We start from the raw sequence: 4,531 nt of genomic DNA on the forward strand, positions 1-4,531 counted from the left end.
AACGCATGTCACATTCCCTGAGGACAGGAACAGTCCGAAAGTGGTGACCTTGAGGGTAAAAACCCCGGCAGATGCTTCAAACGGTGCCTATTCCATCCGGCCGGTTTCAAACCTGATGACGGCAAAGTTATTTCCCGGGAATTCTTGGTCACCATAGACGATAATGCCGAGCCCAACCTCGATATGTATTCGAACGTGCCGGGATTGGAGACCCGGCGAACGATCCTGTGGAGTTCGAAGCTACCCTGGAGAACTATGACCACCGGGTGACCGTCGATCTCAATGCAATCGGGACGCTGGAGGGCTGGGATGTTGAAATTCTGAAAGTGACGGAAAGTACAAGGGTAACAAAGGTTAGTGTAGCAGATTAAAGGCACGGGAGGTCCAGACCGTAAGAAAGTTGATAAGAAGCATTTTTTCAGGCCCTAACAGTTTATACTGTTCATATATTTTTGTAATAAATCGAAGTAATTGGAATCGATACTATAGATTGTGTACCTGCCTTTTGTATCAGTTTTAACAATTCCCTCTTTTTTCAGGTATTTAATATGGTCACTAATTGTAGGTGTAGAAACTCCGATTTTTTTTGCAAGGTTTTTCTGAGTTATGCTTTGACTGTTGAGAATCTCTAAAATAACCTTTCTATGCGTATCATTTTTCAGTGCAGCAATTACGGTCTTATCTTCTTTCTTATAAGTGGAATGGTTAAGAAAGAACCGGAGTTTTCCCTTTGATTTGTGAGATACTATCATTTTTTGTGTTTCCATCACTTCCAGGTGGTATTCGACAGTCCCCTTTTTCAGCCCTATTCTTTTAACAAGCTCTCTGAAATAGACGCCGGGATGTTCTTCTATGAAATTATATATTTTTAACCTTTTAGGGTTATCAAGTATGTTTTTTTTGAAGATTTTTTTATACGCCAGATAAGGGAGTACTTTTATCGATGTCAGTGTTTCCAGCGGCATCGCTGTTAACTGAGGAAATACCAATAAAAACAGATAGAGCCAGTAGGGTATTGGGTCAATCTCTTGGACTTTTTCGCCATAAACCGGTGCGCCGGGTTCTTTGCTTATTGAGGGTCTGACCGTGTAATCAGTAGCGTTTGCTGCGGGTACCAGAAGTATCAAAAGAGTAAAGATGATAAGGAAACTTACCATCTTGCTCATATTAATGCTGGTATATGTTAAGGTCGTAAGTTCTTTGTGTGGCCACGCGTTCTCCATAAACATCAAAAGTCCATACACCTGATTCTACATAGCCATTATCAGGTACGATGTCTATATGAATCTTGCCGTCTATTACCCCGTCATCGATGTCGTGGAATGTTCCGATTTTAACCCATTCTGGCGTATAAATCGTTAACGTCAGCGAGTCGCTTGAATCTTTCCAGTCATGATATACCTCAAGCCAGTTAACTCCATTTCCAACATAAAACTGATGTCTGTTGGTTTCTCCCTGACTGACGGAATCGGTCACCAAAATGGTAACTTCGGAAGCGTTCCCAGAGGAAGGGCGCACCGTATATCCTGTTGTCTTTTCTGCCGATACCATTGGCGCAGCCACTAAAGCCACAACCAAAAATACTGCACATATTTTCAGTGGTATTTTCATCTGTTATCACCTTATGGAGGTATAATAGAAAGACTGTATATAACTTTTATGGGACAAACGCCTAATTGATTAGGCGATTGTCCGAGAAATTATAAATAAAGTTGGAAAAATATAAGGAGTATTTATGGGAGTTCAGTATTTCAGCAAGAGTAAATGAACCCCCATGACTTGCCCAGAGGCAATATTGAGTTGCACCTTATGGTTACTTAATGTTTCGGTTGTGCCTCCGGGATGATAGAACACAAACCAAAGGAGGAAAAAGACGACATGAAAACAAAACAGTTGAGACTGTTGATGGTAAGCATAGGAGACTTTTTAATTTATTCTGGATCAATGGGTCATGGCAAAAAAGATTAACCGCCGAGTACGCGGAGGACCGCAGAGGGTTGTTATTTTTCTCTGCGTCCCTCTGCGTACTCGGCGGTTTTTCGGATCGTACAGAAAATAATAAAAAGTCTCAAGCATAGTAGCGATACTAATGTTTCCTGTGGGGGTAGCTCTGGCAGATACCACCACCGAAGGAGGAGTGCATGAAGAAGTACTCGTGCGCCAGACGTTGAAGATACACCAAGATAAATACGACTATGCCACTGATCTTCACTTTAAGATCACGCAGAAAGAACCCTGGATATTTGTAAATGGCTGGCGCATAAAGATCAGTGACTTCACAAACTCAAGTAGTTATGCCTATGATCCGCATGGTGTACAGGTTGATGTGGATGGAGCTAACATCCCTTACTGCACGTGGATTACCATCGAAGTGGAATTCTGGCTAACAGACTGGAATACACTAAGAATATCTGATGTCGAATGGACACGTGAATCAAGTGCGATAAAAGCAATTCCATCAAGTGGTTGGACATTGGATTATCCAGTCTTAGATCCTTATTCGGGACAGTGGCTTCATAAATTCATCATCACTAATGATGATAAAACAGATAGTTTCATCGTTAGTGGGCTAACATTTAACGTTAGCAAGGATTGGTATGCTAATCTTACAGATATAAGTTTCCCACCATCACCATATCCCGATTTCATTCTGGAACCGGGGCAAAGCTGGCAGACAGACATAAGCACTCCAGAGCCGCTTTATGGAGGCCACATCTATTTCAGGTACAACTTAACGGATGTCTATGAAGGGCGCGATATCGTCTCGATTAATTGGGCAGATCATCCTGTTACAGAACCTGTAGATGAACCTGAAACGACATCAACCGGTTTCGTATCAGGTATGTATGAAATAGCGAATGTGCAAGAGAAAATTATTTTTGGAGAAGGAAACACGCCAACTCCTGCTAAGGAATTACCACCTTTCCAACCTAGCATAAATGACAAATTATCTTACGATGAGGAACTAAGATACATAAAGAATCTTACTCCCACTCTTCCATTACCAGAGTCAGATATAGTTCGAATAATAATCTCGCAAGCGTGGCTCTCACAGAATGATGAAGATGTACATCCAGGAATAGTCAAAATAACTTTTCCATCCGATTGGCTAAATAAAACAGAAGTAAGCGACAACGAACCCATTGTTTTGCTTCGGATACCTAAAAAAATGGTAGAGCTCGATGATACAAACAAAGATCCCAACTTAATCACCATATCCTATCCTATGACCATGTTTGAGTTTTATACAAATATTCCTGCAATAAGCAAAGGGAAAGAGAGTGCTGAAAACATAGATGCAAGTACAAATGAAAAATCATTACTCCTTCAGCCAAGTATAATCAAAAGCAATTTGGTCAACACAGTATCGGCTGGTGTTCTAGCGATTGAGTATCAAGAACGAGCTTGGTATCAGCGAAATTCGGACTATACCGTCATTAGAGTTACTGGTGTCGTAGACCCTTGCTCTTATTCCAATCAAGGAGAAACCTTCAGGAACTATAATGAGAGAGAAATCTATCTCAATAGAAATGGAGACATCGGCGAAGTTATATCCGATTTCACTGATAGCGGAAATGCTTACGTATGGGTAGCCATCTACGATGAAGGATCATGGGTAACTCCATGGAACTGGCTGCTTATTAATGTTACTGGGACTCTTCAACCAATCGAATACTACTTCTATATAAATAGCGGGGTTTACGATATATGGTTGAAAGATACTTCATCAGGCACTTGGTATTCAAAATCTTACGATGACACGGATAACCCGGCCGCATATATAGATTGGCTTACAGGCTCAACAGAACTTGACAGTGTTGGAGGCATCTCAAAATCCTTCAGAACGGAAACAAACCCTATACGTGACGATTGGACGTATGCCAGTGGAAACTGGTATAGACCAAAATCTACCTTTAATTGGCATAGTTACTCCCCCGATCAGCAGTATGTATACATTAATGCTTGGTGGGATGGTTCTGATAGAATCAACACTCAGCACGTAACAGGGTCCTCAATAAATTAAATTTAATAAATAGACGCATCATCTCCTCTCATATTCAAATATATCAAGTGGGGATGGATGCTTTTTATTGTATTACATTTTATGATCTGTGTATAGTCCAGGAATAACTATTTATTTCAATCCATTTAACTGAACGGGTGGTGTAGTTTATGAGACTCAAAGTTGCAGTATTACTCTTTATTATTGTTCTAACTTTAGGTTGCATCAATATTCCAAATCAACAATCCACTCAGCCTACTCCTACCATAACACCTACTTCAACACTACCCTCATTTCAGCCAGGTATATGGGATAAGGCAGTCATAAATCCTCCTGCTGGAAAAGAAGGATTACAACCCCCATTCATGTTTGAAATCGACATTAAATCCTCTTATGGATTCAAAAGAAAGTATCTTGAACATGAAACTTTTGGAAAGCCAGTATTCGTTTTATCTAGAGGAGAATCTGCATCCGTACTCCTCTTAGTGTCATCTCAATCTAACCGTACTATACAAATATCTTTGGGGA

General features: G+C 40.6%; 4 protein-coding genes. 2 read left to right on the forward strand and 2 right to left on the reverse strand.

Annotation, left to right across the window (positions count from 1 at the left end; translation table 11 throughout):
• Positions 1 to 425 precede the first annotated feature (425 nt).
• Both IBX40_11145 and IBX40_11150 read right to left on the reverse strand, forming a co-directional pair.
• A complete protein-coding gene (locus IBX40_11145; protein ID MBE0524873.1) occupies positions 426 to 1,166 on the reverse strand; it encodes a winged helix-turn-helix transcriptional regulator in 741 nt (246 codons plus the stop codon).
• 1 nt (position 1,167) lies between these two features.
• A complete protein-coding gene (locus tag IBX40_11150; protein ID MBE0524874.1) occupies positions 1,168 to 1,611 on the reverse strand; it encodes a peptidase in 444 nt (147 codons plus the stop codon).
• A 526-nt stretch (positions 1,612 to 2,137) separates the two neighbouring features.
• Between IBX40_11150 and IBX40_11155 the strand changes: the two genes are divergently transcribed.
• On the forward strand, positions 2,138 to 4,024 hold the full coding sequence (locus IBX40_11155; GenBank protein MBE0524875.1) for a hypothetical protein: 1,887 nt from the start codon (positions 2,138 to 2,140) through the stop codon (positions 4,022 to 4,024).
• A gap of 149 nt (positions 4,025 to 4,173) precedes the next feature.
• Positions 4,174 to 4,531 (forward strand): hypothetical protein (locus IBX40_11160; protein ID MBE0524876.1); only part of this gene is annotated, 358 nt, incomplete at its 3' end.

It is taken from the genome of Methanosarcinales archaeon (assembly GCA_014859725.1).
Lineage (GTDB): Archaea > Halobacteriota > Methanosarcinia > Methanosarcinales > Methanocomedenaceae > Kmv04.